The following is a 26,602-nucleotide window of genomic DNA, read 5'->3' as shown; positions in this document are numbered from 1 at the left end:
CCCCGCGCGATGGCGAGCGCGGCGCCGCGACGCCGACGCCCGCCGCGCCCAACCAGGGCTTGACGGGCTTGGCAGGCACTCCCGCAACGGCGGCCCCGGCCGGCGACACGATCAAGCTCAACGGCCCTGCCCAGCAATGGCAGGAACCGCTGCGCGAAGCGCTGGGCGAACGACTGCAGACGCAGATCGGCCGCAACAGCGAGCATGCGACGATCCGCCTGGACCCGCCCATGCTGGGCCGCATTGAAATTTCCATCCGCCACACGGCCGGCGCGCTGCAGGTGAACGTCACGGCGTCGAATTCGGAAGTGTTGCGCCAGTTGCAAGGCATCGGCGAGAACATGCGCAGCGACCTGGCGCAGCGCCAGTACACCGAGGTGGCCGTCAATATCAGCGCCACCCCGCGCAGTCCCGCCGCCCAGGCCTTTGCCGAAGGCGATGCGCGCGGCCAGCGTCAACCGGGCCGCCAGCAGGACGACGCCGAACCGGGCCGCGCCCTGTCCGACGGCACGCCGACCGGCACTTCTTCCAGCACCACTTACGCCATGCATGAGCGAGAGTACACCTGATGAATATGAAAATGAAACTGATAGGCGGCTTTGTCGCCGTGGCCGTGCTGGCCGCCGGCGCGGCTGGCGGCGCCATGTGGTACCTGGCCAAGCCCGTAGCCGGACATGCCGAGGTAGCCGAAGCGAAAGCCCCGCCGCCGCCCGCCACGGGCAAGAAGGCGCGCAAGTTCATCACTCTGGATAAGGTCATCGTGATGCTGCGCCGCGGCCCCGGCGATGCTGAAACGCATTACCTGTCCGCCGACCTGGTGATCGCCACCACCGAGGAAAAGGAAAAGCTGACCAAGGACCACTTGCCGCTGATGCGCTCGATCGCCGTCAGCACCCTGTCGAGCTTTCCAATGGACAAGGCGCAGACCATGACGGTGGAGCAGTATGCCGAACAGATCAACAAGGCCTTCAATGTCAGCTATGAGCGCGAACAGATGGAAAAGCCCTTCACGGAAGTCATGGTCGGCAAGCTGATCATTGAATAAGCCAACACGCCAGCCGACCTAGTGGGAGATCCCGTGGCCTATGTAGAGCAATACCAGGAAGCGTATGGCGCCGGCGAATACGCGGCTGCCAGCGCTTGCGCGGCCGTGCTCAGCGTTGCTGAAGAGCAACAACATCTGGTGGCCTATGCCCCTTTGGTGAAGCGCATCGTGCGCCAGCTCAATTCGCAGGTGTCGGGCGCCATCGACCGCGACGACATGGAACAGATCGGCCTGATGGGCTTGCTCGAAGCCTTGCGCCGCTACGGCGTGCCGGACCAGTCGTTCGGCAGCTATGCCAGCCTGCGCATCCGCGGCGCCATCCTCGACGAGCTGCGGCGCCAGGACTGGCGCCCGCGCGCCGTGCGCCAGGAAAGCCACCGTCTGCGCGACAGCGTGCGCGCCCTGACCCGGCGCCTGGGACGCGAACCGCTGGAAGCGGAAATCATGGCGGCCCTGAAGCTGACGCCGGAAGCCTTCCAGGAATACCAATTGGCGGAAAACGCCGAGCTGATCGCCAGTTTCGACGAAGTGCTGCAGGAAAGCCTGGGACAGGCCGACAGCGCACCGAGCCCGGAAGAGCAATTGATGGTGCGGCGCAGCCTGGAGCAGGCACTGCGGGCGCTCGATGAACGCGAGCAGCGCGTGATCCAGATGTATTACGAATTCGAACTGAGCTATAAAGAAATCGCCGCCGTACTCGACCTGAGCGACGCCCGCGTCTGCCAGCTGAACAAGACGGCACTGGGCAAGATGAAAGCCATGCTGCAAGACGCATAAGTTTCAGTAGTAGTTTCAGCAAAACCCATCAAATTGATGCAGCACAATGACGCAGAAAGGCAGTTGACATGGTAATTATCGGTATCTTAATCGTGATGGGGTGTGTATTCGGAGGCTTCGCCCTGATGGGCGGCACCGTCCACGCGATCTGGCAACCGGTCGAGTTGATCATCATCATCGGCGCCGCCGTCGGCGCCCTGGTGCTGGGCAACCCCAAGCATGTACTCGGTGAAATGCTGCACCAGATGCGCAAGATCGTCACGCACAAGAAGCAAGGCTCGGAATTCCAGCGCCAGTTGCTGCTGCTGATGTATGAACTGCTGCAAACGGCCGCCGGCGGCCTGAAGGCGCTGGACGCCCACGTCGAGGCGCCGCGCGAAAGCGCCCTGTTCCAGCGCTATCCGCTGGTGCTGGAAGAGCCGAAGCTGCTGGCCTTCATCGTCGACAACTTCCGCTTGATGGCAATGGGCAAGATCAACGCGCATGAACTCGAAGGCGTGCTGGAACAGGAACTGGAAGCCATCCACGATGAGCTGCTGCAACCGTCGAAGTCCCTGCACAAGATCGCCGAAGCCATGCCCGGTTTCGGTATCCTCGCCGCCGTTCTCGGCATCGTGATGGCCATGAATTCCGTGGCTGACGGCGCCGATGCGGCGGAAATCTCGGAAAAAGTGGGCGCCGCCATGGTCGGTACCTTCATCGGCATCTTCTTCTGCTACGGCGTGCTCGATCCGATGTGCAACATGATGAAACAGCTGGTGGGCGAGGAAGGCTCGACCATGGAATGCGTGAAGGTCGTGCTGGTCACGCACGTGGCGGGCAAACCGCCCCTGCTGGCCATCGATGCGGGCCGCCGCCTGGTGCAGCTGAACATCAAGCCAAGCTTCGCCCAGCTGGAGAGCTGGATCAATGCGCTGGAAGATGGCGGCGCCGAACAAGAGCAAGGCCAAGGCCGGGGAGGCCGCCGTGCTAAAGCCGCATGAGAAACATGAACAGGCCATCATCAAGCGTGCTGGCCGCAAGCATGACGACGATGGCCACGGCGGCGCCTGGAAAGTAGCGTTCGCCGACTTTTGCCTGGCCCTGCTGTCGCTGTTCCTCGTGCTGTGGCTGATGGCCGCGCGCGAGCAGCAGGCGATGAAGGAAATCATGATGGATGCGTCGGCAGGCAGCCGCCAGGGCGAAGGCCAGGGCGTCATGCCGGAACAGAAAGGTGGCCCCCGCGGCAGCCTGATCGAGCGCTTCCCCATGCCCCGCAAGGGCACGGGCGACACGCGCACGGAAGGCAAGCAGACGCAGGATGGCAAGGCCGGCGCCGCGCCGCAAAACCAGACGAAGGTCAGCTACCAGTCGCCGGAAGACTTGATGGCCCTGTCGCGCGCGCTCGACAAGCTCAGCGATGAAGCGGGATTGAAAAGCAATCTGCAATCGGTGATCACGCCGTACGGCTTGCGCGTCATGCTGCACGATACGGACAAGCAAGGTATGTTCGTGCGCGGCAGCGCCGTGCCGACGGACCGCTTCCGCAAGCTGCTGCGCCAGATGGGCCCCGTGTTTGCGCAAATGGAAAACCAGATGCTGATCGTGGGCCATACGGATTCCCTGCAATACGCCAATAACGGCTATGAAGGCTATTCCAACTGGACCCTGTCGGCCAACCGCGCCATGTCGGCGCGCGCGCAATTGCTGATCGGCAGCATGAGTCCGGACAGCGTGCTGCAGGTGGTGGGCATGGCCGACCGCGCGCCGCTGGACGTGAAAAATGCCAGCGCGGGCATCAACCGCCGCATCGAACTGTTAATATTGACGCGTGGCCAGGCCGACAGCATCGCCGCCATGTTCGGCATGGCCGGACAAAAAGTGCAAGGCGAAGAGCTGCAGGTGGGTGAACCGGATTCGGGAACCTTGCAGCGCCTGCGCGAAAAACTGGGCCTGCCCGCAAAGAAGGAGCGGGATGAGCATGCAAATTAAGGGCAAGGGACAACGTATGAAAATCTCCTCGGGCAATACCGGTGCTGCCGTACGCAGCAGCGCCGTCGCGCCTGCCGAGGCGATCGCCGAGCACGCGGGCGCCGCAGGCGCCATGGCCGGCTCGTCGGCGGGAGCGGAACTGCAATCGGCCGTGCTGCAACCGGCCATGGCCGCCCTGCGCGCCATGCCCGAAATCGACCACGAGCGCGTGGCCATGCTGCGCGATGCGCTGGCCAAGGGCGAGCTGCCGTTCGATCCATCGAAACTGGCGGGCCTGATCCAGCGTTTCCACGGCGGTGAATCGTGACCGCGCCGCGCAAGGGCATCACGCGCCAGGAAGCCGTGCGCCGCGTGCTGCACGGCATGCAGGAGGACAGCGTCGGCTATGCCGCCCTGCAAACCTTGCTGGAAGAACAATTCCAGGCCACCCTGCACCACCGCAGCACGCAGCTGACGGCGCTGGCCGAACAGGTGATCGCCGCCGTCGAGCCCCTCGATGCGCGCCGCCGCCAGCGCGTCAGCCTCGTCACCGCCCTGCTGGGCCCGCAAGGCGATATGGCACAATTATTTGCGTTGTTGCAAGAAGACGCGCGCAGCAAGGCCGAGGCCGACTGGGCGGCGCTGGAACAGATGGTGCTGGAATGCAAGCGCCTGAATACCCGCAACAGCGATTTGTTAACAGAGCAATACAGCATCATGCAGCGCGTGCTGCATGGCGAGGAAGATACGTATGCGCCAGGTTGATTTTTCACAGATGCGCGCCATGGCCGCCACGCCGTCGACGATGGCGACGCATGCCGTGCAAAGCAATATGCACGCGACCCCTGCCACCGTAGCCGCCGGCAGTTTCGGCAGCGTGTTCCAGCAGGTGCAGGGCGAAGTGGCCCGCTTCATCGAGCAGGGCGGCGGCAACGCCACCCACTTGAGCCCGCAAGGACGCGCCTACCTGGAACAGAGCCAGCCCGTCAATGTGCTGGGCAGCATCAACCAGGGCGGCGAGATCGGCGAAGTGCAGCAGCAATTCCTCGCCTCGATCAAGCCGTGGACGGAAGAAACGGGCGCGCGCCTGGGCGTGGCGCCGGAAATCGTCGCCGCCCACGCGGCGCTGGAATCGGGCTGGGGCCAGCGTCCGCTGCGCCAGGGCACGGGCGCGGACACGAACAATCTGTTCGGCATCAAGGCGGGCGGCAAGTGGCAGGGCGACGTGGCCAGCAACCTGACGACCGAATATGAAGCGGGCAGCGGCACGGCGCTGAAGAAAACGGAGCGCTTCCGCAGCTATCCGGACCAGGCCAGCGCCTTCCGCGACTATGCGCAAGTGCTGCTGGACAATCCCCGCTACCGCGCCGCCCTGAACACGGGCACGGATGCGGGCGCCTTCGCGCAAGGCTTGGCACGGGGCGGCTATGCCACCGATCCCCACTACGCCGCCAAGCTGACCCAGCTGGCGACGCGCTTGCAGCGCACGGCCGCCGCAGACTGACCTTCCTTAACGGCCGGGAATTTCGGCCGGTTCCACCACGCCCGCATCGACCACCCTGGCACGTATCACCGTGCCGCTGGTGGCGTTGCGCACGCGTATCACCTCCCCCAGCGCGCCCGGGTCCATCGCTTCGCCGGCCATGCTCACTTCCACCTGCTCCTTGCGCGCCACGATGCTCACCGCACTGCCCCGCTTGATCAGCATCGGCGCAGCCAGCTGCCCCTGGCGCAGCACTTCGCCGGCACGCAAGCTGCGCCGGCTCGACAGGCCGACGGCGCCGGGCAAGGAGGAAATACTGTCCGGCACCATCGTCACGTCGCGCCGCGCCATGGTCACGTCGCCCGCCTGCAACGGCGTATTTGCCGTGACGGGCGCGTTCGTCACGGCCACCTGGGCAGTGATCGTGCCGCGCGCCAGCATTTCATAACGCCAACCGTTGCTTCCAGGACACACTGCCACAAAGCGCATGCGCTGGGCCGAGCGGCTGTCCGCCGTTTCCAGCGCAACGGGCGCCGCGCACGCGGGCAAGGGGCGCGTGCTTTTCACGACGGTCACTTGAAACTGCGGTTCCAGCAGTCCTGCCGTGGCCGCCTGCTGTGTCAATTGCTCGCGCGCCAACTGTTCCACACGCGAAAATATATTGTCGGCTGGCAATTCTGCGCGTCCTGCACTACTATATAGGCTGGTCAGAAAAAATAGGCCCGGAAGCAGTATATGAGGATGTGGCACCCTGTTTCGGATCATCGTAATGCTGTTGAAATGAATCATTGCTAACCTTAATCAAAGATACTGAAGCGGCATGACCTTACCATGCGTCAACATGACCAGGCTGGGATTTTACCTCTGCACCACCTATTTTCTAGCCCGAACCGCAAAAAGCACGATCGAATTCAATACAAAGGATGACCATGGGGATTAATTTCAAGGACGCGCTGGGCGTGCATGCCGATGCACTGGCGCTGCGTGCCGACCGTACCCGCGTGCTGGCGGCCAACATCGCCAATGAAAACACGCCCGGCTTCCAGGCCATGGACATGGATTTCGGCAGCGCCCTGCAGCAGTTGCAGGACAACGAAGCGGGCCTGCTGTCCACCGATGACGACGCCAGCGCCCTGTACCGCGTACCCTACCACCCCAGCCGCGACGGCAATACCGTCGAAATCGGCGTCGAACAGGCGGCGTTCTCGCAGAATGCCACCGACTTCCAGACGAGCCTTACTTTCGTCAACATGAAACTGAAGGGTCTGTCCAAGGCCATTTCCGGACAATAAGGATCAGCATGAGCTTCCAGGATATTTCCAAGATCGCCGGTTCGGCGATGGCGGCGCAAACCGTGCGCCTCAATACCATCGCCAGCAACCTGGCCAATGCCGATTCCGTTGCCGGTTCCGAAGCCGAAACCTACCGCGCCCGCAAGCCCGTGTTTTCCGCCGTGATGGATGGCCCCGGTGCCAGCGGCGCCGGTGGCAGAGTACAGGTGCTCGACGTGGTGCAAAGCGATGAACCGTTGCGCAAGGTCTATGAACCGGGCCACCCGATGGCCAATGCCGATGGCATGGTGTTCTACCCCAACGTCAACCAGGTTGCCGAAATGACCGACATGATGTCGGCTTCGCGCGCGTTTGAAACAAATGTTGAAGTTCTGGGCCGCATCAAGTCGATGCAGCAATCGCTCCTCAAATTAGGTGAAGCATAATCCATGGAAACTAATCTCTTTACAAACAACACTGGCGGCAGCAACAGCGGCAGCAATGCCGTCAAGTCGCAGAGCAATGCCACCCAGGACATGTTCACCAAATTGCTGGTCGCCCAGATCAAGAACCAGGATCCCCTCGCGCCGACCGACCCGAGCCAGTTCGTCAATCAATTGACGCAGCAGGCCCAGACGGAAGCGATGCAGAACCTGTCGGCGCTGACCAGCGCCAATGCCAGCGTGCTTCAATCGATGCAAGTACTGGCCCTGGGCGCGCAAGTGGGTTCCGAAGTGATGGTCAACAGCGAAACGGTGCAGCTCGACAAGAGCAAGGTCAGCGGCAGCATCGCGCTGGCGGCCGGCACCACCAAGACCACCGTCACCCTGAAAGGCATCGACGACAAGGAATACAAGATCGAACTGGGCGCCAAGACCGCCGGCACCGTGCCCTTCACCATCGATCCCGTCGCGCTGGGCTTGCCTGCCGGCACCTACACCATGGCGGTCACCACCAATGGCACCGAAAAACCAACGGTCGACATCGCAGGCAAGCTCAACAGCGTGCGCCTGTCGTCCAGCGGCAGCATGATCCTGAGCGTGTCGAACCTGGGCGAAGTCAACCCTGGCGCGATCACCGGTTTTAACGGTAAGACGGCCTGATCCGCCCTTCCCTTCGTTTCCTGAACACTAATCTCGTCCTTCACTAAAGGAAGTCAACATGAGTTTCGACATCGCCCTGTCCGGTATCCAGTCCATCAACCAACAGTTGAACAGCACCAGTAACAATATCGCCAATGCGGGCACCTATGGTTTCAAGAGCAGCCGCGCCAACTTTTCGGCCATGTACGCCGGTTCGCGCGCCACGGGTACGGAAATCGGCTCGCTGACGCAAAGCATGTCGCTCAATGGCGGCGTGCTGAATACGGGCCGCGCGCTCGACGCGGCCATCGATGGCCGCGGCTATTTCGTCACGCGCGATGCGCAAAACACCATGAACTACAGCCGCGTCGGCATCTTCTCGGCCAGCAATGAAGGCAAGCTGATCGATGCGAATGGCCGCCTGGTGCAAGGCTATGCCGCCGTGAAAGGCAGCACCACCCTGGGCACCATGGGCGACATGATCATTCCAACGGGCCAGATTCCCGCCGTAGCGTCGACCAAGCTGGCGTATGCCGCCAACCTGTCGTCCGAATGGACCGTGAAGACCCCGGCGTTCGACAAGACCAATGAGCTGAGCTACAACAGCGGCAAGTCCTCGATCGTCTACGATTCGCTGGGCGCCAAGCACTCGCTGGGCCAGTACTTCGTCAAGACGGCGGCGGGCGTGGACGTGCACTACACGTTCGACAATGTCGACGTGGCGCCGGTGACGAACATGACCTTCGACACCTCCGGCAATCTGCTGACGGGAAAAACGGCCACGCCGACCCTGCCGACGCCACCTGGCGCAGCGGCCATGACGATCGCCATCGACTACACGGGCACCACCCAGTTCGCCGGTGAAGCAAACACCTCGACCGACCGCGCCGACGGCTATGCCTCGGGCACCTACACGGGCGTGGAACTGGCCAACGACGGTTCCGTCGTGGCGAAATACACGAACGGCCAGAAGCAAAGCATCGGCGTGATCGCGCTGGCCACCTTCCCCGACGAAGGCGCACTGACCGCCGTCAACGATACCAGCTGGGTCGCCTCGACCACGTCCGGCACCGCCATGTACGACCGCCCCGGCGTCGGCATGGCCGGCAAACTGGTGACGAGCTCGCTGGAACAGTCGAACGTCGACATCACCTCCGAACTGGTGGGCCTGATGACGTCGCAGCGTAACTACCAGGCCAACTCGAAGGTCATCTCGACCGAGAACGCCATGCTGCAATCGCTGATGCAAGCGCTGTAATCCACGATACGCAAAGGTAAAGAGCAATGGATGCGCTGATTTATACCGCCATGAGCGGGGCCGACCGCGCCCTGCGGGCACAGCAGGTACACGCCAACAACCTGGCCAATATCGAGACGGGCGGCTTTCGCGCCAACATGGAAGTGTCCACTGCCCAGCCGCTGCAAAACGGCTATGGCTACGACGACCGCCACATGACGCAGACGCAGTCGAGCGCCATCGGCACGCGCACGGGCACCATCAAGGAAACGGGACGCGAGCTCGACGTGGCCGTCACGGGCCACGGTTTTCTCGCGGTGCAATGGCAAAACGGCGAAGCCTACACGCGCGCCGGCGCCATGGACCTCGATGAAACGGGCGCGCTGACCATCAACGGCCGTCCCGTGCTGGGCGAAGGCGGTCCCATCACGATTCCCGAGCACACCAGCCTGTCGATCGGCGCCGACGGCACGATTTCCATCCAGGTGCCGGGCACCGCGCAAATGCAGACGGTCGACAAGCTCAAGCTGGTCAACGCGGAAGCGGGCGAGCTGACCAAGAACGAGGCGGGCCTGATCGTGGCGCGCAGCGGCGAAGACCTGCAGGCCGATCCCACGGTACGCCTGCGCGACCGCCACCTAGAAGGCAGCAACGTCTCGGCCGTCGAGGAAATGGTTGCCACCATGAGCCTGAACCGCAGTTTCGAGATGCAGATGAAAGTGTTCAAGGCCAGCGATTCCATGACGGAATCCGGTAACCGCCTGCTGGGCGCTTAAGCCTAACGCCAACCAATTATCAGGAGTAAACCATGAATCCAGCAATGTGGATCAGCAAGACGGGCGTGCAGGCACAAGATGCCAAACTGCAAGCTATCGCCAATAACCTGGCCAACGTCAATACCGTTGGCTTCAAGCGCGACCGCGTCGTCTTCGAAGACCTGTTTTACCAGGTCGAGCAGCAGCCGGGCACGCAGCGCGCCGACAATACCCTGTCGCCATCGGGCGTACAGCTGGGTAACGGCACGCACATGGTGGGCACGCAAAAGGTGTTTACCACCGGCAGCCTGCAAACGACGAGCCGCGAATTCGACGTGGCCATCACCGGCAACGGCTTTTTGCAAGTGCTGCGTCCGAACGGCGAAGCGGCCTACACGCGCGCCGGCCAGCTGGGCATCAATGAAAACGGCGTAATGGTCAACGCCCAGGGCTTGCCCCTGGTGCCGCAGATCACCGTGCCGAACAATGCCACGGCCATCACCATCGGCGAAAACGGCATGGTCACGGCCACCGTGCCGGGCAACGTCAACGGCACCCAGCTGGGCCAGCTGAACCTGACCAGCTTTGTCAACCCGACGGGCTTGCTGGCACTCGGTGAAAACCTGTTCCAGGAAACGGCATCGAGCGGCACGCCGACGGAAGGCCGTCCCGGCGAAGGCGCCCTGGGCAAGCTGAAACAGTTCGCGCTGGAAGGCTCGAACGTGCAGGTGGTCGAAGAGATGGTCGACATGATCGCGGCCCAGCGCACCTATGAAATGAACACCAAGGTGCTGTCGGCCGCCGACAATATGCTGCAATACCTGGCGCAAGCGGCACGCTGATGACAATCGCCATGAAAGCCACGGCGGGCTTGCTGCTGGTGCTGATGGCCGGTTGCGCCAGCCAGCCGGCCGCGCCGGTAGCGCCCAGCTTTTCCGATACGCCGCTGCCCGTGGCGCCGCGCAGCACTGCGCGCGGCGGCGTGGGCGGCGGCGTCTTCAATCCCGACGCGGGCCTGGACCTGATCTCGGACAGCCGCGCCTTCCGCGTGGGCGACGTCGTCACGGTGGCCCTGCAGGAAACCACGCAGGCCAGCAAGAAGGCCGGTACCTCGTTCAACAAGGGCTCGTCCGTCGGCGTGAAGGCGGCCAATATCCTCGGCAAGACCCTGCCCAAGACGGGCATCGACCTGTCGGCCGACCGCAACTTCGCGGGCGACTCGACCAGCACGCAGCAAAATGCGCTGTCCGGCGCCATCACCGTGATCGTGCAGGAAGTGCTGCCGAATGGCTTGCTGCGCGTCCAGGGCGAGAAAACGCTGACCCTGAACCAGGGCGAGGAATTCGTGCGCCTGCGCGGCTACCTGCGCGCGGCCGACATCGATTCCAACAACCAGGTCTCGTCCTTGCGCATCGCCAATGCACAGATCGCCTATTCCGGCCAGGGCACCCTGGCCGAAGCCAATACACCAGGCTGGCTGACGCGCTTCTTCGTCGGCCCATGGATGCCGTTTTAAGGTGACCTCATGAAATTTCGTTCCGCCCTGCCCCTGGCAGCCATGCTGGCCGCGCTCTCCGGCTTTGCCCTGCCCGCCAGCGCCGCGCAAGTGCTGCGCAACCTGGTCAGTATCGAGGGCGTGCGCGACAACCCGCTGGTCGGCTATGGCCTCGTCGTGGGCCTGAACGGCAGCGGCGACACCACCCAGGTGAAGTTTTCCAGCCAGTCCGTGGTCAATATGCTCAAGCAGTTCGGCGTGAAGATGCCGGACGGCGCCGAAGCAAAAAGCAAGAACGTCGCCACCGTCATGGTCAGCGCCGTGTTTCCACCAGGATACCGCCGTGGCCAGGCCATCGACGTCACCGTCTCGTCGCTGGGCGATGCGAAAAGCTTGCGCGGCGGCACCTTGCTGCTGACCCAGCTGCGCGCGGCCGACAATGAAACGTATGCGCTGGCGCAAGGCAACGTGGTCGTCGGCGGCCTCAACGCCACCGGCAAGAGCGGCTCGTCCGTCACCGTCAACACGCCCACCTCGGGCCGCATTCCCAACGGCGCCAACATCGAGCGCGAAATCCTCAGCGATTTCTCGACCAAGCCGACCGTCACCCTGAACCTGCGCCATCCGCATTTCGAGACGGCCATCAATATCGTCGAAGCCGTCAACCGCCGCTTCGGCGCCGTCGCCACCACGCGCGACGCCACCAGCGTGGAAGTGCTGGCGCCGGAAAACCCGACCCAGCGCGTTGCCTTCATGGCCAAGCTCGAAGCGCTGTCCGTCGATGTGGGCGTCGACACGCCGAAAGTGGTCTTCAATTCGCGCACGGGCACCGTGGTCATCGCCGAAGGCTTGCGCGTGAAGGCGGCCGCCGTCACGCACGGCTCGCTGAAAGTGGTCATTTCCGAAAGTTCCAACGTCAGCCAGCCGGCGCCGTTCGGCCGCGGCCAGACCACCGTCACGCCGCAGTCGAAGGTCTCCGTCGACCAGGGCAACGGCAATATGTTCAAATGGCCGGCCGGCGCCAAGCTGCAAGCCATCATCGACGTGGTCAACAGCCTGGGCGCTTCGCCCGATGACATCATGGCAATTTTACAAGCCCTCGACCAGGCAGGCGCCATCGAAGGCGAACTGGTGGTCATATGATGAATATCAACGACAGCAGCAGCGCCCTGCCCTCGGCGCTCGACGACCGCTCCCCCGCGGCAGCCACGCCGGCCGACCCGCGCTACGCGGCCAAGGCCACCGAGGCGGCCGTCAAGTTCGAAGCGTTCTTCATCTCGCACATGCTGCGCCAGATGCGTTCGGGCACGCGCGAGATGGCGGGCGAGGACAGCGTCTTCAAGGACCCCATCAACAGCGACATGCTGGAAATGGCAGACAACCTGGTGGCCGACAAGATGGCCGGCCAGCGCGCCTTCGGCATCGCCGACGCCATCCTGCGCCAGCTGCTGCCGGCCGCGGGCGCCCCCGTGGCCGCCAAAAGCGCTGTCAAGACCGACAATATTGCAGCGCCGCTTAATAAATCCGTCTGAAGCGTCGCCTGTACAAGGTAACAACGATTCAATGCCTGCCCTCCCGCACGCGCCACTCTCTTCACGAAAGAAACTTGCCCAATGAGCATCATCAGCAATGCATTGTCAGGCAGCATCGCCGCCCAGGCCGCACTCAATGCGGCCAGCCAGAACATCGCCAACCTGCAGACGGCAGGCTATACCCGCCAGGGTGTGCTGCTGACCTCGCTTGGCGCAGGCGCGGGCGTGCGCTCGGCAGGCAATGGCGTGGAAGTGTCGGCCCTGCTGCGCTTTGCCGATGCCTATAAAAGCCAGCAAATGTGGCGCGCCGCATCGGACCAGGGCGCCCGTTCGCAGACCCAGCCATACCTGACGCAGCTCGAGCGCGTGATGGGCGACGATGCTTCCAGCATCAGCAACGGCATCGACGGCTTTTTCGCCGCCCTCAATGCTTCCGCCGTCGACCCTACGTCGACGCCGCTGCGCCAGCAGATCGTCACCTCCGCCGACGCCATGGCGCAGCGCTTCAACAGCATCAGCACCGTCATGAGCAACCAGTTGCTGTCGGTGCAGCAGCAACGGGCCGCGATCGTGCCGCAAGCCAATACCACCCTGGCCAATATCGCCGCGCTGAACCAGCGCATCAGCACTTCCACGGCCGCGGGCACGAATGTGTCGTCGCTGATGGATGCGCGCGACCAGCTGATCGACGGCCTGGCCGCGCAAATGGGCATCGAAGTGCTCGACCAGCCGGACGGCTCGCGCAATGTCTCGCTGAAATCGGGCCAGCCGCTGGTCATCGGCAGCATGGCCGGTACCCTGAGCAGCAACATGACGAACACGGGCCAGCAAACCCTGAGCCTCGATTTCGCCAAGTCCTCGTACACGCTCGATCCGGTAGCCATCGGCGGCCAGATGGGCGGCCTGGGCGAGTTCGAGCAAAATACCCTGAAGCCGCTGCAGCAGTCGCTGCAGGACATGGCCACTCAGCTGACCGGCAAGGTCAACGCGCAGCTGGCACTGGGCAAAACCATGGCGGGCGCCACGGGCGGCCCCCTGCTGGTCTATACCAATGGCAAGCTGAGCATTACCCCCGGCTTCAACGCCAAGGACCTGGCCCTGTCGCTGACGGGCGCGGCTGGCGACAGCGGCAACTTGCAGAAATTGATCGATATCAAGAACCAGCCGATCACCGTCAGCTGGGTAGGTTCCGTCCTGATGAGCGATGCGGATACGCAACTGGTCGGCAAGCTGGCCATCTACAGCCAGCAGAACCAGGCCCTGCTGAAAACGTCCAATACGGTGCGCGCGCAAGCCATCGACGACTGGAAGTCCACCAGCGGCGTGAACAAGGATGAAGAAGCGATGAGTCTGGTGGAATTCCAGAATATGTACCAGGCAAACATGAAAGTCATTTCCGTGGCGAATACCTTGTTTGATGCCACTTTGCAAATGATGGGTTAAGGAGAAACATATGCGTGTCGCCAGCAGCCAGTACCAATCGCTGATCAATATTTCGCTCCAACAAAACCAGGAACGCATCAATTACCTGACCCAGCAGATGTCGTCGGGCCTGCGCATCCAGCTGCCATCGGACGATCCGATCGGCAACGTGCGCATTTCGCGCCTGACGCGCGAGCAAGCGATGGTGACCCAGTACCAGGACAATATCGCCACGGTCAAAGTGCGCCTGCTGAAAAACGAGAACTACCTGTCGAGCATGGTTACCGACATGGGCCAGGCGCGCGACCTGCTGGTGTGGGCCGCCGACGGCAGCAATACGCCGGGCGACCTGAATGCGATGACGCAATCGCTGACCGCCATGCGCGACAGCGTGCTGTACACGGCCAACCTGAAGGACCAGGAAGGCCGCTACATGTTTTCCGGCACGGCCACCGACCAGGCGCCCATCAAGTACGACCCGGCGGCAGCGCCCGGCGCGCGTTACAGCTACGTCGGCAATACCGACACGCAGACCGTCGTGGTCGGCAATGGCGTGACGCAGGCGGCCAACGTCGACGTGAAGAACCTGGAAGTGTGGCTCAACAAGATCGACCAGGTCGTCACCACGCTCGGCACGCCGGGCGTCAATCCCAACGATCCGGCCGTGCGCGCCATCGTCAACGACGGCCTGGGCGGCACCGATGACGGCATGGACTTACTCTCCGGCAAGATCGCCATCTTCGGCGGCGCGCAAAACATCCTCACCACGCTTTCCGGCAACCTGGCCAACGTGTCGCTGTCGAACGATTCGGCCCTGCTGGACCTGAAAAAGACCGACATGGGCGCGGCAGCCATCGAGCTGACCGGCTACCAGACGGCCCTGCAGGCAACGTACAAGGCCTACACCAAGGTTGGCACCATTTCCCTGTTTGATCTTCTCTGACCATCATGCAAATCGTTCAGACCTCTTCCTCTTCCGGCGTCAATGCCAAAGGCGCCGGCACAGCCCGCGTCGTCGATGACGCGTCCGCCGCCATCAACGGCAATGCCGGCGCGCGCAGCGAGGCGCCGGCGGCGAGGAGTTCGACGGCGAGCCTGCAGCGTGGCCTGAGCAACTGGGATCACCAGCTGCAGGGAGAGATTTCCAACGCGCAGCAAACGCTCGACTACCTGGAACGCAGCAGCAGCCAGCTGCAGGCGCTGAAGAGCGAACTGGCGGCCAAGCTGGCCGCGCGCCAGGGCCGCGAGGGGCAAGTCGAAGCGCGAGTACGCCAGTTCAGCAATACCTGGCGCCAGCGCGCCAGCGCCTCGGGCGGCACGCTCGATGCACAGCTCAGCTATAGCAGCCCGCAGGCGGCCCAGCAGCAGTTCAGCATCCGCGGCCTGACCATGGCCAGCCTGCAGGAAGGCCCGCAGGAAGTACTGGCGTTTTCCGTGGGCGGCGCGAACCAGGCCTTGCGTTCGGTAAATATCGAACCCGGCCTGAGCGAGAGCGAAATCGTGTCCCGCTTCGACCGCGCATTGATGCCGTCAGGTATCAGCGTCAAGCGGGGCGAGAACGGCGAACTGGTATTCAGCACGCCGGAAGCCAACTGGAACAACGTGCGCGACAGCCTGTCCGTGCGCGGCAGCGGCGTGCGCTACCCGACCGGCCAGATGAGCCGCGTGCGCACGGATGCGGAACCGGCCGCCATCGCTCCGGAAGAATGGAATACGGGCGACGTGGAAGCCCTGCGCGCCACCTTGCAGCAAGTGGTGCAGGCGCTGGCGCAGCTGCAGGCGGCGCGCAGCTCCGTCAGTCTGGCCCTGGCGCAAGCCACGGGACGGGTCGCCCGCGCACAGCCGGTGCAGGTGAACGTCAGCATGGATACGCTGGCGGAAAACTTCACGGAAAAGGCCAGCCAGCCCGGCTATGAATCGCTGCTGGCGATCAGTTCCGCGCTGGTCGGCATCAGCCGCGAACGGGTCGTCGCCCTGCTGGGCCTGGAATAAGCCCCCTCCTGCTGCGTGCGCCGCCCTGGCGCACGCCGCAATAAAACCGGCGCGCCCCCTATCTGCGGGCCGTGGAAATCCGTAAGATGCTGCTGTCGCTTGCTCATTGACAAATACGCCAGTGCATCCCGTCATCCACTTCCGGAGTTCCCTTGATAAAAACCGCCGCCCGGCTGCTCAGTTACGCCCTGCTGGGAAAATCCGACAAGCAGCCCCTCGATATCGCCAAGGTGCGCAAGGTATTGATTTTGCGCAACGACAAGATCGGCGACATGATCGTTACCTCGGCGCTGCTGCGCGAACTGAAGAAAAACTATCCGCACTGGCAGATCGACGTGGCCGCCAGCAGCGCCAACCGCGACGTCGTCGCCGGTAACCCGCATGTGAACGAGATCCTCATCTGGGACAAGCAGCCGCTGCTGCGCGACTTGCGCACCACCATCGCCGACCTGCGCCTGCGCCGCTACGACGTCATCTTCAACCCCTACAACCGCTTTTCGATTCCCTTGCTGCTGCGTATCAAATGGCTGGGCGCCCGCTATTTGACTGGCTTTGCCATTCCCAAGTACGGCACCTCGACCGCCAATCTGGGCATGTTCGACCATACGGTGCCGTGCGACCGCAGCAGCCACATCCTGCACAGCTTTTTTGCCACGTTCGGGCAGTTTGGCTTGCGCGACATCGACATGCGCTATGAACTGTTCGGCGTGGACGCGCACGCTGCCCGGGTCGACGCCGCCTGCGACACCCTGCTGCGCACGCATGAAGGCTTGTTCTGCCTCAATTTCCAGGGCAGCAATGCGCAACGCACGGTCAGCGTGGCAGACGCCCAGCGCTGCGCCGCCACCCTGGCCGCGCGCTACCCGCGCCATGCGCTGCTGGTGATCGCCGCACCGGGCACGGAGGAGCGCGCCGCCGAGATCGTGCGCGGCGCCGGCCATGCGAACGTGATGAGCGCGCCGCCCACGGGCCACATCCTCGAGCTGGCGGCCCTGATCCGCCGCTGCGAACTGGTCGTGTCGCCCGACACGTCGGTGATCCACATCGCCTCGGCGTATGACAAGAAGATCGTCGGCTACTACATCCGTACCGATAACTACCGCTGGTTTTACCCGGCCAGCCGCCGCCATGCCGTCATCCTGGCGCAGGGACTGACCCTGGCCAAGGTCAGCGCGGCCGAGACCCTGGCCGCCGCGGAACAGCTGATGGAGGGCGACGGGCCGCTGGAGGTAACCGTTCAGGCAGCCGACTGAGCCGCCAGCAGGCGGTCCATCTGCCCCGCCGGCAAGGCGCGGGAAAAGAAATACCCCTGCGCATAGTCGCAGCCGGCAGCGCGCAGCAAGTCGCGCTGCGATGCCGTCTCCACGCCTTCGGCCACGACTTTGAGCCCCAGCCGCTGGGCCAGCGCGATCAGCGCTTCGCACAGGCCCAGTCCCGCATCGTCACGGCCCAGTTCGCCAACCAGTGCGCGGCCGATCTTGAGGAAATCGAGATCGGCCGTTTTCAGGCACGCGAGCGACACTTGGCCGCTGCCGAAATCGTCGAGCGCCAGCGCCAGGCCCATGGCACGGAACTGGCGCAGGCGTTCCACCACCTGGCGCGCTTCGTCGAGCAGCACGGCTTCCCGCGTTTCGATGACGATGGCGCCGGGCGCCAGCCCTTGGCGCGCCAGGTGCCCGCCCCAGTCCTGGTACAGGGCGGCGTCGCAGCGAAATTCCACGGCCGACTTGTTGATGCTGATCTGGAACGCGGCGCCATGCTCGTCTTGCCACCGCCGCGCCTGGCGCACGACCTGGCGAAACACCCACTCGCCGATATCGATGATCAGGCCGTTCGCCTCGGCAAAGCCGATAAAATCGGCGGGCGCCAGCAAGCCGCGCAGCGGATGGCGCCAGCGCAGCAACGCCTCGGCCCGCTCGATGCTGCCATCGCACAGGCGGATGATGGGCTGGTAATGCACTTCGAACTGGTCCTGCGCCAGCGCCACGCGCATCTCGCGCACCGTGAGGCGGCGCAGGTCGGCCGCCTGCTGCAAGGCGGGCGTGAAATAGCTGTAGCCGTTGCGCCCGGCACTCTTGGCCGCATACATGGCCTGGTCCGCTTGCCGCAGCAAGGTGTCCGTTGCCTCCGCGTCGGACGGATACAGCGCCACGCCCACGCTGGCCGACACTTGCGCCGTGTCGCCGTCGAGCACGAACGGCAGGGCCAGCGCGGCCGTCAGTTCCTGCAGCACGCGCTCGATGCCGCCCAACTGGCCCACGCCGGCCAGGATGACGGTGAATTCATCGCCGCCCAGGCGCGCTACCGTATCGGTGGCGCGCACGTGCTCGCTGATGCGCTGCGCCGCCTGGCGCAGCAGCATGTCGCCCTTCTCGTGGCCCAGGCGGTCATTCACCTGCTTGAAATGGTCGAGGTCGATGAACAGCAGGGCCAGGCAAGTACCTTCGCGCCGCGCATGGTGCGCCTCGTGCTGCAAGCGGTCGAGAAACATCTGGCGGTTCGGCAAGCCCGTCAGCGAGTCGAAATTGGCTTGCCGCCAGATGCGCTCGGACGCCGCGCGCTGCGCCGTGATGTCGCTGACCAGCGCCAGCGCCCCCAGGTAGGTGCCGCCGGAGTCGAAGATGGGATTGGTGGCCAGAGTGGCCCACAGGGTGCTGCCGTCGCGCCGCAGGAACTTGAATTCGTGGCGCTCGGCAATGCCGTCCTGACGCCGCGCAATGTTGCGCGCCAGGAGAGCCCGCCCCTCGTCATCCATGAAGGCGGCCAGCGGCTGGCCCAGCATCTCCTCGATCTGGCAGCCCAGCATGTGCGCCATCTTGGGATTGACAAAGCTGGTCAGCGCCTGCGCATCGATTTCCCAGATGCCCTCTTCGGCGCTGTGCACGATGCGCCGGAAGCGCTCTTCGCTGCGTTCCAGCGCGGCCAGCTTGCCCTCGGCCTGCTCCAGCACGAGGCGCAGCGCCTGGCCGTTCGGATCGGCGCTGCCCAGCAGGCTGACGGGCATGCCCGCCTCGCGCGCGCCGGGTCGGGGCCGCACCTGCAGCTGGATACGCTCGGGCTCGCTGCTATTGAGCACGCGCTGCACGAACTGGTCGTAATCGTGGCGGAACGCTTCATGCACATAGGAACGGAATAGCACGTGACCGGGATGGCCGCGCGCCAGGCCGAACAGTTCGGCCGCCACCAGGTTGACCTGCAAGATCACACCGTCGAGGCCCAGCACGAAATAGGCGACGGGCGCCAGCAGGTATAAATCGTTGAAATAGGCTTGTTCGCGTTCAGCCTTCATCCGCTCCGGGCTGAAGACGCCATCGTCCAGCAGCGGCGCGGCATGCGGCAGCACGCCGTCGTGGCCGCGCGGGGAGGATTCCGGAGCAGGTACCGCTTGCGGAGGCATGTCCATGGCTGTCCTTTGCACCGCCGCCCAGGCAAACAGGTGGGTGCAGTAGCGAGACTAGCACGCGCCACGCGCAGTGTCGAGCCATGCCTGCCATGCATAACATTTCTACAACATTACGGTCAGCGACCCATGCCCCGTCGGCGCAAGCCGAAATCATGGCCCACCACCAGCAAGGTGCTGGCCACCAGGCTGGACAGGCCCACGATCAGCTGGATCAACTTATCGTCAGGCAAGATCCACAACGACGAATCCGGCGTCTCGCAGCCCGTGGCCGCGCTGATCAGGGGAGACACCCAGGCCGCGTCCGGCGTCACGTCCAGCACGACGGCGCCGTCGGCGCTCGTCTGCATGTAGATGTCGCCGCCCTCGGCCAGGGTAAAGCAGATGCCCACGCCCGTTTCCGTGGCGCGGATATTGTCCTGCATGCTGCGGTTATGTTCCTCGATCCACACTTCCACGTCATACGGCGTTTCCAGGTGTTCCCACGGACGGGGGCGGAAACGGGGACGTTCATCCGCACTGGCGGGGGTATCGGCGGGGGTAACTGGAATGTTGCTGTCTGCTGCGCCTTGCATGCTTGTCGACCTCTTCTGCGGTGATGCGGCGGGACCGGTTGCCCGCCAGCCGCCATTATCCACCGTTCGCGGCCAGCATGGTATTGCTGGCGCATATCAATCAGTAAAACTGACAGCTATTAACTTTTAACATCAGCATGCCTGACTTAAAATGACCGCCACTTCCTCTTTACAGGCTTTACATGCAAGGCATCAAACGCAAAATCGTCTACGTCACCGCCTTTGAAATCATCGGCATGGCCATTTCCACGGCCTGGCTGACCCTGCTCTCGGGCGAATCGCCCACCAGCACGGGCCCGCTGGCCATCATGATCACCACCATCGCCGTGATCTGGAACCTGCTCTACAACACGGCTTTCGAATACTGGGAAATCCGGCAAGTGTCGCGCACGCGCACCGTCTGGCGCCGCATCCTGCACGCGATCGGCTTCCAGATCACGCTGGTGATCTATTTGATCCCGCTGATCGCCTGGTGGCTCGACATCAGCCTGTGGCAAGCCTTCGTACTGGACTTCGCCCTGATGCTGATCATCCCGTGCTACAGCTTCATCTTCAACTATTTCTTCGACGGCCTGTTCGGCGTGCCCCTGTCGGCGCAGCAGCCGAAGGAAGAACCGGCCGGCCTTCAGGGCGCTGCCGGCACCTCGGTCAGCAACTGAAGAAAGGACCGCGCCGCCATACCCAGCGGCCGGTCCTTCATCCACACCAGGTGGATGGGCACGACCAGGCCGTTGCCCGTATTCTTGAAGTCCACCGTGCGCACCCGCCCCGCCGCCAGCGAATGCTCGATGGCCGAGGCGGCAAAGTTGCCCCAGCCCAGTCCCGCCTCCACCATCGCCAGCGCCATCGGCAGGCTGTCCGTGCGCCAGTAGGACAGGCCCACCACAGGGCGCGCATCGGCCAGGTCCAGTTCGCGGCTGGCCACGATGATCTGGCGCAAATTCACCAATTCCTCGATATACAAGGGCCGGCCCGCCACGTCGGGCGGATGCCGGGTCGAGACGATCGCCAGCAAGGCATCGCTGCCCACCAGCTGGAACTGTTCCTCGTGATTGATGCGCCCGCCCGCGAAAGCCATGCAGGCGCTGATGCGGCCCCGGTGCAGCATGTCGAGCACGTCGTCCTGCGGCGCCGTCAGCACTTCGATGTCGAGCAGCGGATGGCGCAGCGACAGCGCGCGCACGGCGGCCACGAATGGTGCAGGGTCGAGCTCGGCCGCGATGCCCAGCGAAATGCGGCTTTCCAGTCCCTGCGACAATTCCTGCACGTGCAGGTGCAACTGCTTCAGCTGTTCCGCGATCAGGCGCGCATGGGGCAGCAAGGCCAGGGCGGCGGGCGTGGGCACGGCTTCCCGTGCGCCCCGGTCGAACAGGGCGATGCCCAGTTCCGCCTCGATGTTGGCCATCGCCATGCTGACGGCCGACGGCGCCCGGCGCAAGGCGCGCGCTGCGGCCGAGAACGAGCCGCCGTCGACGACGGCCAGGAACAGTTCGATGTTATGGCTGGAAAGTTTCATGGACATGGTGGAAGGTGCGGCACTTTCGGGCGCGCGGACGGTCAAACGGCTAGGACAAGCACAGGAGCAGCCATGCCGCATGCACTCGCCTGCCGCCGCGGCGGCTATGTATCGGAATTTACGCGTTTTATCGACGGCTATCTGCGCGACCATCCCCAGGCGCAAGCGAGCCAGCGCCTGGGCTGGCGCATCTACTGGGAGCGCCCTTTGAATGTCGAGCAATGGCGGCGCGCCGAACGCGACAAGGTACCGGAGCCGCCGTATCACTACGACTGATCCAAACGGCGCCGCGCGCGGCAGCGGCGTGCGGCCGCACAGCGCGCCGCGCGCCGGTGATCAGGCTCAGCCTTTCCAGGTGCGCTGGAGGCCCGTATCCGCATGGATCCAGCCGCCGCGGGGGCCGGAACGGTAATAGAAGCCCACGCCGCCCTGCTTGAAGCTGCGCACGAGCGAACCGAGCACTTCCGCGTTCAGGTTGGCCACGCGGATATCGGCGGCGCGGCCCGAAATGTGCAGCGACTGGCGCGCGGCCGGCACGCCCGCTTCGCGCAGGCGGCTGTTCGACTCGGCCGTGCGATAGCCGGACAGGATCTCCAGCGGCTGCTCGATGCCGTAGCGGGCCACGAACGCTTGCGTGCCCCACAGGGTTTCCAGCAGTTTCGGATCGATGGGCGCCGTCTTCTTGCCGTTCACGTCGCGCAGCAAATGGCACAGTTCCTGGTAGGCCGAATCGATGACTTCGCCATCTTTCCAGTACAGCAGCCTGGCTTTTTCATTGCTGGCCGGACGCACCACTTCCAGGGTGCGGGGCTTGAGCCAGAATTCCAGGTCCAGCGCCTGCGCGTCGAAGATGTCCGGCGGCGGTTCCATCTCGGTGATGGCCTGGCGCGACTGCGAAGTGAGCGAGCGGTCGACGCTGGCCAGTTGCGTGGGCTGGGGCGGCACGGCCGTGCGCGGCGTGCGCGGCTTGGCGCTGGCCGAAGCCGATGCGGGAGCGGCCGTGCGCGAGGCGCAGCCGATGAGGGGAGTGGCTACCAGGCCCAGCGCGGCCAGGCCCATACCGTGGTGTAGAAAATTTCTGCGCGATGCCATAGTCAGTCCAATTTAACGATAGGAATACTATAGCGTATTGTGCTGCGAAGAAAAACCCTCAATGCCTATCGTGTCGCCCTCATTTCCGTCCCGGACGCGCCCTACGCGGCCGAGGCGCTGGCCGCGACGTCCTGCCTGGCCTGCGCCAGCGCCGTCAAGGGCTTGTCCAGCAGATAACCCTGGGTCACGATGGGCAAGCCCGTGAGGGCGGCGACGCGCTGCAGCGCGGCCAGCGCAGCCGGCGTGTCCAGGCGCTTGAAGATGACGCGGATTTTCGCCGCATGGCACAGGGTGACGAAGCTGGCGACGGCCTGCTCGTCGCTGAGGTTGCCCGCATCGAGCTTGAACGCATGCGGGTGCAGGCGCTCGAGCATGCCCGTTGCCTCATGCACGCTGGCCACGTTGATGGCCAGTCGGAAACCGTTGCGCCGGTAGTTGTCGGCCACGTAATTGAGCAGCCAGCCCTGGTTCGGCGTGACCGTCGGTAATTGCAGCACGATGCGCTCGATGGGCAAGCCCAGCGCGTCGAGGATGCGCTGGAAGGCGTGGCCGTGATTGCTGCTGACGGCGCTCAACAGGCGGTCATGCACGTTCAGGTACAGGTCGGCCTGCTCCGCTTCCGCCTGCCGGAAAAAATTGATGGCGTGCAGCATGCGGCACAGCCGGTCCAGCTCCACCGACTCGTCGTCGCTGGCCGCGTGGTCGAGCAAACGCCACAGCGACAAGCCCTCGTCCGCCTTCGACACGCTGCGCGCCAGACCCTCGAACGCCACCAGCTTGCCGCTCTCGAGTTCGCGCAGCGGCTGGAAGGCGCTGGTCATGGTGCAATTGAAGAAGCGCCCCAGCGCCCTGCCCTCCCCGTCGAGCCAGACACTGGTGCCTGCCTGGGTTTGATGCGACAAACGGGCCAGATAGTTTTTCAGGACGGGAAATGGCATACATGCTCCTTCATAGGGCCGCGCCGGCTGCCCTCATGGGGAAGGCGGCGCCAAAGTGTGCAGAGTAAGGCAGGGACAACCGAAGGAGAACGAATGGTTTCGCCATTTGATATGCGGCCAGCAGATATGGACGCCGCAACGGACAGCGCATAACGATAGTCAGAAACATTCCTTCCCGCCCCTGCCGCCCGCCTTTACTGTGGGCGTGTACCGATACCATCAGGAAGGGCCGCCATGTGCCAGTTACTCGCAATGAACAGCAGCAAGCCCGCTGCACTGGGATTTTCCTTTGCCGGCTTTGCCGAACGGGGCGGACGCACGGACGAGCACCGCGACGGCTGGGGCATCGCCTATCATTCCAGTAGCGGCTGCACCCTGCTGACGGACCACCTGGCCGCCATCGATTCGCCGCTGGCCGCCACGGTGCAACAGCATCCCGTGAAGGCAAAAAACATCGTCGCGCACATCCGCAAGGCCACGCAGGGCCGCATCGCGCCGGAAAACACGCACCCGTTCGCCCGCGAACTGTGGGGCAAGACCTGGTCGTTCGCCCACAATGGCGACCTCAAGACGTGGCGCGCGCCCGCCAACGCCCACTACCAGGCCAGCGGCGACACGGACAGCGAACAGGCGTTCTGCCACCTGCTGGCCCGCTTGCGCACGCAGTTTCCCGCAGGCGAACCCGCGCGCGCCGACTTGCGCGCCGCCATCGCCGACGTCGCCAAGGACATCGCCGCGCACGGCAGCTTCAATTTCATCCTGTCGGACGGCGAGCTGCTGTTCGCCCACTGTTCCACGCACCTGCACTATGTGATACGCGAATACCCGTTTTCCGTGGCACAACTGATCGACTGCGAACGCAGCATCGACTTTCGCCAGCACAATCACCTGGACGACCGCATCGCCGTCATCGCCACGCATCCGTTGACGCAAAACGAGGACTGGCTGGCGTTTGCGCCCGGAGAACTGAAACTGTTTGCCGGCGGCACCTTGCTGCAGGCAAGCGATAGCGCACTGCAAGGCGTGTATATCCAGATCAGTTATTGAGGGAAATGCGTGAGGAAAAGCAGGAAAGCGGAGGAAAGGCCCGCCGCCGGATGGGCGGGCTGAGGTGCGGGATGGCCGTCAGGCCGAATTGCAGTTGCAAAAGCGCTTGCGCTTGGGGTCGCCGCTGGAAATGCCTGCGGGATCAATCTGTTTCCAGCAAAAAATCGTTTCCACGCCATACGGCGAACGCACGTTGCCCGCCTCGACATAGCCCTGCTTGACGAAAAAGGCCTGGCTGCTGGCCGTGCTGTGCAGTTGCAGGGCCTTGATGCCCCACTCGCGCGCCTGCGCTTCCAGCTGTTCCACCAGCGCCTTGCCGGCGCCGCGGCCTTGCGCCTCGGGCAGCAGGTAGCACAGGGCCAGCTTGCCGGCGCGCGTCAGCAGGCCGACGCCGACGACGGCGCCCTGCTCGACTGCGACCAGCGAAAAATTGGTGGGCGACGCGAACCAGCACGCTACCATCTGCGGTGTTTTATTGCCCAGCCAGGCTTCCAGGATGGCCGGATCGTCCCGATGATCGAGGCTGCAGCATTCGACGATGGAGCGTCGTAATACGTTGCACGCCTCGAAAGCGTCGGTCGATGTTGCAATACGAATTTCAAGACTCATGTACGCTCACAAAATATTCCAGTTGCCGATGCAGGCGGTTCTACCCCTGTATCGTGCGATTCGACTATACACCAAGCGGCGCAATCCGGTTTTTTGCCGCGCGCCACGGGCTCGTTTTGCCTATGACGCAATGCTTGCAGACTAAGTGCTGATGCACACCTTGCCCACGAATGTTTCCAAAAATCGATATATGTTTTTTAGCGCAAACGGGAATCGGATCTAAGCATATTACGAAAAATTCGTTTCTTTTCCGGCCGGAATTTTAGACTATGTCTATCTATTCTCACAACAAGAGTTCAACATGACCAATTCCAACGCCGTATCGACTACCGCAACGACGCTCGCCCAACGCTCGCGCCGCTGGTTCCTGGCCAGCGCCCTGGCCGCTTCCGCTGCCGCCATGAGCCTGCCCATGAGCGTGTCCGCCGCCGAACCCGTGGTCTTGCTGAACGCCTCGTACGACGTGATGCGCGAATTGTTCAAGGATGTGAATCCCGCTTTTATTGCTGACTGGAAAGCCAAAACTGGCGAAACCATCACCATCAAGCAATCGCACGGCGGCTCGAGCAAGCAGGCGCGCTCCGTGGCCGATGGCCTGGAAGCGTCCGTTGTGACCATGAACCAGGCCAACGACATCGATATCCTCGTCGACCGCGGCCTCGTGGTGGCCGACTGGGCCAAGAAATTCCCGAACAATGCGGCGCCGTTCTATTCCACCATGGTATATCTGGTGCGCAAAGGCAACCCGAAACAGATCAAGGATTGGGACGATCTGGCCAAGCCCGGCATCAAGGTCATCGTGCCGAACCCGAAAACTTCGGGCAATGGCCGCTACACCTACCTGGCAGCCTGGGGCTATGCCGTGAAAAAAGGCGGCAGCGAAGCGCAGGCGCGCGAGCTGGTGACCAAGCTGTTCAAGAACGTACCCGTGCTGGACGGCGGCGGCCGCGGCGCCACCACCACCTTCACGCAGCGTGAAATCGGCGACGTGCTGGTGACGTTTGAAAACGAAGTGCAACTGGTGCGCGCCGAATTCGGCGACAACTTTGAAGTGGTGTACCCAAGCATCTCCATCCTGGCCGAGTCGCCCGTGGCCGTCGTCGACAAGGTGGTCGACCGCCGCGGCATCCGCAAGGAAGCCACGGCCTACCTGCAATACCTGTACTCGGAACCGGGCCAGGAACTGGTCGCCAAGCACTACCTGCGTCCCCGTTCGGCCGCGGTCGCCAAGAAATACGCTGCCAGCTTCAAGCCGATCACCCTGTTCACGATCGACGACGTGTTTGGCGGCTGGAAACAGGCGCAAAAGAAACACTTTGACGATGGCGGCGAGTTCGACAAGATTTATCAGAAGTAAGCACGCCACGCTTGAAAAAAACCGGGA

The 26,602-nt window shown here is 63.6% G+C and carries 32 protein-coding genes; 25 read left to right on the top strand and 7 right to left on the bottom strand.

Annotated elements, in window-relative coordinates:
- From GCN75_RS14285 to GCN75_RS14250, 8 genes are all read left to right on the top strand, one after another.
- Positions 1-569, top strand: a 569-nt coding sequence (locus GCN75_RS14285) for a flagellar hook-length control protein FliK (RefSeq protein ID WP_193317512.1), incomplete at its 5' end; no start/stop codon positions are given.
- A gap of 5 nt (positions 570-574) precedes the next feature.
- Entirely contained in the window at positions 575-1,045 is a 471-nt protein-coding gene (locus GCN75_RS14280; protein WP_226938836.1) for a flagellar basal body-associated FliL family protein, read from the top strand.
- 33 nt (positions 1,046-1,078) lie between these two features.
- Positions 1,079-1,822, top strand: coding sequence for a FliA/WhiG family RNA polymerase sigma factor (locus GCN75_RS14275; protein WP_152283099.1), 744 nt, complete (start codon positions 1,079-1,081; stop codon positions 1,820-1,822).
- 68 nt (positions 1,823-1,890) lie between these two features.
- Positions 1,891-2,805 carry a flagellar motor stator protein MotA gene (gene motA / locus GCN75_RS14270; protein ID WP_034757817.1) on the top strand — a complete coding sequence of 305 codons (915 nt, stop codon included), beginning with the start codon at positions 1,891-1,893 and terminating at the stop codon, positions 2,803-2,805.
- The gene (locus GCN75_RS14265) at positions 2,732-3,793 is read left to right on the top strand and encodes a flagellar motor protein MotB (RefSeq protein WP_152283098.1); all 1,062 of its coding nucleotides are present in this window, start codon (positions 2,732-2,734) and stop codon (positions 3,791-3,793) included. Before motA ends, GCN75_RS14265 begins: the two co-directional genes overlap by 74 nt.
- A gap of 16 nt (positions 3,794-3,809) precedes the next feature.
- Positions 3,810-4,100, top strand: a complete 291-nt coding sequence (gene flgM, locus GCN75_RS14260; protein WP_092715702.1) for a flagellar biosynthesis anti-sigma factor FlgM — start codon at positions 3,810-3,812, stop codon at positions 4,098-4,100.
- Entirely contained in the window at positions 4,097-4,537 is a 441-nt protein-coding gene (flgN, locus tag GCN75_RS14255; RefSeq protein ID WP_152255255.1) for a flagellar export chaperone FlgN, read from the top strand. Before flgM ends, flgN begins: the two co-directional genes overlap by 4 nt.
- Entirely contained in the window at positions 4,524-5,276 is a 753-nt protein-coding gene (locus GCN75_RS14250; RefSeq protein ID WP_152283097.1) for a glycoside hydrolase family 73 protein, read from the top strand. Before flgN ends, GCN75_RS14250 begins: the two co-directional genes overlap by 14 nt.
- Positions 5,277-5,282: 6 nt before the next feature.
- On the opposite strand, the gene flgA is transcribed toward GCN75_RS14250, so the two are convergent.
- On the bottom strand, positions 5,283-5,930 hold the full coding sequence (gene flgA / locus GCN75_RS14245; RefSeq protein WP_152283096.1) for a flagellar basal body P-ring formation chaperone FlgA: 648 nt from the start codon (positions 5,928-5,930) through the stop codon (positions 5,283-5,285).
- 254 nt (positions 5,931-6,184) lie between these two features.
- Between flgA and flgB the strand changes: the two genes are divergently transcribed.
- From flgB to GCN75_RS14180, 13 genes are all read left to right on the top strand, one after another.
- Positions 6,185-6,547 (top strand): flagellar basal body rod protein FlgB, encoded by a 363-nt coding sequence (flgB, locus tag GCN75_RS14240; protein ID WP_034758109.1) that lies wholly within the window; start codon positions 6,185-6,187, stop codon positions 6,545-6,547.
- Positions 6,548-6,555: 8 nt separating this feature from the next.
- Positions 6,556-6,972 (top strand): flagellar basal body rod protein FlgC, encoded by a 417-nt coding sequence (gene flgC, locus GCN75_RS14235; RefSeq protein ID WP_152283095.1) that lies wholly within the window; start codon positions 6,556-6,558, stop codon positions 6,970-6,972.
- Between the two features lie 3 nt (positions 6,973-6,975).
- On the top strand, positions 6,976-7,629 hold the full coding sequence (locus tag GCN75_RS14230; protein ID WP_152255251.1) for a flagellar hook capping FlgD N-terminal domain-containing protein: 654 nt from the start codon (positions 6,976-6,978) through the stop codon (positions 7,627-7,629).
- Between the two features lie 58 nt (positions 7,630-7,687).
- On the top strand, positions 7,688-8,866 hold the full coding sequence (locus GCN75_RS14225; RefSeq protein WP_152283094.1) for a flagellar hook protein FlgE: 1,179 nt from the start codon (positions 7,688-7,690) through the stop codon (positions 8,864-8,866).
- A gap of 26 nt (positions 8,867-8,892) precedes the next feature.
- A complete protein-coding gene (gene flgF, locus GCN75_RS14220) occupies positions 8,893-9,621 on the top strand; it encodes a flagellar basal-body rod protein FlgF (RefSeq protein WP_152283093.1) in 729 nt (242 codons plus the stop codon).
- 32 nt (positions 9,622-9,653) lie between these two features.
- Positions 9,654-10,442: a flagellar basal-body rod protein FlgG gene (gene flgG, locus GCN75_RS14215; protein WP_170909686.1), complete on the top strand. Its 789-nt coding sequence runs from the start codon at positions 9,654-9,656 to the stop codon at positions 10,440-10,442.
- On the top strand, positions 10,442-11,116 hold the full coding sequence (gene flgH / locus GCN75_RS14210; protein WP_226941392.1) for a flagellar basal body L-ring protein FlgH: 675 nt from the start codon (positions 10,442-10,444) through the stop codon (positions 11,114-11,116). Before flgG ends, flgH begins: the two co-directional genes overlap by 1 nt.
- Before the next feature lie 9 nt (positions 11,117-11,125).
- Entirely contained in the window at positions 11,126-12,238 is a 1,113-nt protein-coding gene (locus tag GCN75_RS14205; RefSeq protein WP_152283092.1) for a flagellar basal body P-ring protein FlgI, read from the top strand.
- Positions 12,235-12,627, top strand: a complete 393-nt coding sequence (locus GCN75_RS14200) for a flagellar biosynthesis protein FlgJ (RefSeq protein ID WP_405002811.1) — start codon at positions 12,235-12,237, stop codon at positions 12,625-12,627. The genes GCN75_RS14205 and GCN75_RS14200 overlap by 4 nt, the downstream gene beginning before the upstream one ends.
- Positions 12,628-12,708: 81 nt before the next feature.
- Positions 12,709-14,070 carry a flagellar hook-associated protein FlgK gene (gene flgK, locus GCN75_RS14195; protein ID WP_152283091.1) on the top strand — a complete coding sequence of 454 codons (1,362 nt, stop codon included), beginning with the start codon at positions 12,709-12,711 and terminating at the stop codon, positions 14,068-14,070.
- A 10-nt stretch (positions 14,071-14,080) separates the two neighbouring features.
- Complete coding sequence (gene flgL / locus GCN75_RS14190; RefSeq protein WP_152283090.1) at positions 14,081-14,992, top strand: flagellar hook-associated protein FlgL; 912 nt, start codon at positions 14,081-14,083, stop codon at positions 14,990-14,992.
- A gap of 5 nt (positions 14,993-14,997) precedes the next feature.
- Positions 14,998-16,041 (top strand): hypothetical protein, encoded by a 1,044-nt coding sequence (locus tag GCN75_RS14185; RefSeq protein ID WP_226938835.1) that lies wholly within the window; start codon positions 14,998-15,000, stop codon positions 16,039-16,041.
- 152 nt (positions 16,042-16,193) lie between these two features.
- Entirely contained in the window at positions 16,194-17,294 is a 1,101-nt protein-coding gene (locus GCN75_RS14180) for a glycosyltransferase family 9 protein (protein ID WP_152283089.1), read from the top strand.
- Here the strand turns inward: GCN75_RS14180 and GCN75_RS14175 are convergent.
- Positions 17,279-19,444, bottom strand: a complete 2,166-nt coding sequence (locus GCN75_RS14175) for a putative bifunctional diguanylate cyclase/phosphodiesterase (protein WP_319633292.1) — start codon at positions 19,442-19,444, stop codon at positions 17,279-17,281. The genes GCN75_RS14180 and GCN75_RS14175 overlap by 16 nt on opposite strands.
- A gap of 116 nt (positions 19,445-19,560) precedes the next feature.
- Entirely contained in the window at positions 19,561-20,016 is a 456-nt protein-coding gene (locus tag GCN75_RS14170; RefSeq protein WP_226941389.1) for a hypothetical protein, read from the bottom strand.
- Between the two features lie 182 nt (positions 20,017-20,198).
- Between GCN75_RS14170 and GCN75_RS14165 the strand changes: the two genes are divergently transcribed.
- Positions 20,199-20,675 (top strand): PACE efflux transporter, encoded by a 477-nt coding sequence (locus GCN75_RS14165; protein ID WP_152255243.1) that lies wholly within the window; start codon positions 20,199-20,201, stop codon positions 20,673-20,675.
- Here GCN75_RS14165 and GCN75_RS14160 read toward each other — a convergent pair.
- The gene (locus GCN75_RS14160) at positions 20,642-21,538 is read right to left on the bottom strand and encodes a LysR family transcriptional regulator (protein ID WP_226941388.1); all 897 of its coding nucleotides are present in this window, start codon (positions 21,536-21,538) and stop codon (positions 20,642-20,644) included. The genes GCN75_RS14165 and GCN75_RS14160 overlap by 34 nt on opposite strands.
- Before the next feature lie 66 nt (positions 21,539-21,604).
- On the opposite strand from GCN75_RS14160, the gene GCN75_RS14155 reads away from it, so the two are divergent.
- Complete coding sequence (locus GCN75_RS14155) at positions 21,605-21,808, top strand: DUF3460 family protein (RefSeq protein ID WP_152283088.1); 204 nt, start codon at positions 21,605-21,607, stop codon at positions 21,806-21,808.
- 66 nt (positions 21,809-21,874) lie between these two features.
- Here GCN75_RS14155 and GCN75_RS14150 read toward each other — a convergent pair whose 3' ends face one another.
- Positions 21,875-22,624: a YcbK family protein gene (locus tag GCN75_RS14150; protein WP_405002810.1), complete on the bottom strand. Its 750-nt coding sequence runs from the start codon at positions 22,622-22,624 to the stop codon at positions 21,875-21,877.
- Positions 22,625-22,725: 101 nt separating this feature from the next.
- A complete protein-coding gene (locus GCN75_RS14145; RefSeq protein ID WP_152283087.1) occupies positions 22,726-23,562 on the bottom strand; it encodes an EAL domain-containing protein in 837 nt (278 codons plus the stop codon).
- A gap of 234 nt (positions 23,563-23,796) precedes the next feature.
- On the opposite strand from GCN75_RS14145, the gene GCN75_RS14140 reads away from it, so the two are divergent.
- Positions 23,797-24,609: a class II glutamine amidotransferase gene (locus GCN75_RS14140; RefSeq protein WP_152283086.1), complete on the top strand. Its 813-nt coding sequence runs from the start codon at positions 23,797-23,799 to the stop codon at positions 24,607-24,609.
- Positions 24,610-24,687: 78 nt separating this feature from the next.
- Here the strand turns inward: GCN75_RS14140 and GCN75_RS14135 are convergent, their stop codons facing one another.
- Positions 24,688-25,218, bottom strand: coding sequence for a GNAT family N-acetyltransferase (locus GCN75_RS14135; RefSeq protein ID WP_152283085.1), 531 nt, complete (start codon positions 25,216-25,218; stop codon positions 24,688-24,690).
- Between the two features lie 400 nt (positions 25,219-25,618).
- Between GCN75_RS14135 and GCN75_RS14130 the strand changes: the two genes are divergently transcribed.
- Positions 25,619-26,575, top strand: coding sequence for a sulfate ABC transporter substrate-binding protein (locus tag GCN75_RS14130; protein WP_193317514.1), 957 nt, complete (start codon positions 25,619-25,621; stop codon positions 26,573-26,575).
- Positions 26,576-26,602: the final 27 nt, after the last annotated feature.

This window comes from Janthinobacterium violaceinigrum (genome assembly GCF_009208555.1).
Lineage (GTDB): Bacteria > Pseudomonadota > Gammaproteobacteria > Burkholderiales > Burkholderiaceae_D > Janthinobacterium > Janthinobacterium violaceinigrum.
Note: the sequence above shows the minus strand (reverse complement) of the source record. Positions and strands in the feature narration are given on the sequence as shown.